This is a genomic window from Pseudomonas citrullilanati (assembly GCF_030580855.1).
Lineage (GTDB): Bacteria > Pseudomonadota > Gammaproteobacteria > Pseudomonadales > Pseudomonadaceae > Aquipseudomonas > Aquipseudomonas citrulli.
Genome location: NZ_JAUQOP010000098.1, coordinates 1 through 670, shown reverse-complemented (window position 1 = coordinate 670; position 670 = coordinate 1). Strand labels below are relative to the sequence as shown.

1 protein-coding gene is annotated in these 670 nt (G+C 58.4%); it reads left to right on the top strand.

The window, feature by feature from the left end:
* Positions 1 to 153: 153 nt before the first annotated feature.
* The coding region (locus tag Q6A48_RS25920; protein ID WP_304557317.1) for an IS110 family transposase at positions 154 to 670 on the top strand (517 nt) is incomplete at its 3' end.

Below are 670 nucleotides of genomic sequence, written 5' to 3'. Positions count from 1 at the left end.
CGCGGTGCCCTAAGCACGTGTGGGAGCCAAGCTGCTGTCCACTCTTCCCGCTTTGGCTCAAAGCTCGAACAGTTGACTGAGTTTCCGCCCTCGAACAACAAGCATGAGCCAGGCCAAAGCGCCTCTCACTCCTTAGCTTAGAGGGTTCTGCTCATGTCTGCCTATGCCGGAATCGATGTTTCCAAGGCCACGCTGCAGGTCGCGCTGTTTCCCAAGACAACTGACCTGTGTGTGCCCAACACTGCAGAAGGCCTTACCGCAGTCGCTGATTACCTCAGGGGCAACCAGGTCGAGCGCGTCCTGGTGGAGGCCACCGGTGGTTATGAGAAGCTGTCGGTAAAGCTTTTGACTAACGCTGGTTTCAAGGTCCAGCGCATCAACCCCGTCCGCGCCCGCCAATTCGCTCAAGCCATGGGCAAGCGAGCCAAGACTGATCCGATCGACGCACAGATGCTGGCGATGTTTGCCTCTGCCCTGGAGGGGAAGAACTTCGTGGCCCCAGATGTCGCTCGCGAAGATCTGACAGAGTTGGTCAGCCAACGTGACGCCCTCATCCAGCAGCGAGACGATAATCGCCGCCGTGCAAAGCAGGCGCAGTTGGCTCAAGTGCTGGAGACCTATCAAGCGCTGGACGTTGCGCTGAGGAGCCTGATCAAAGCAACGGACAAAC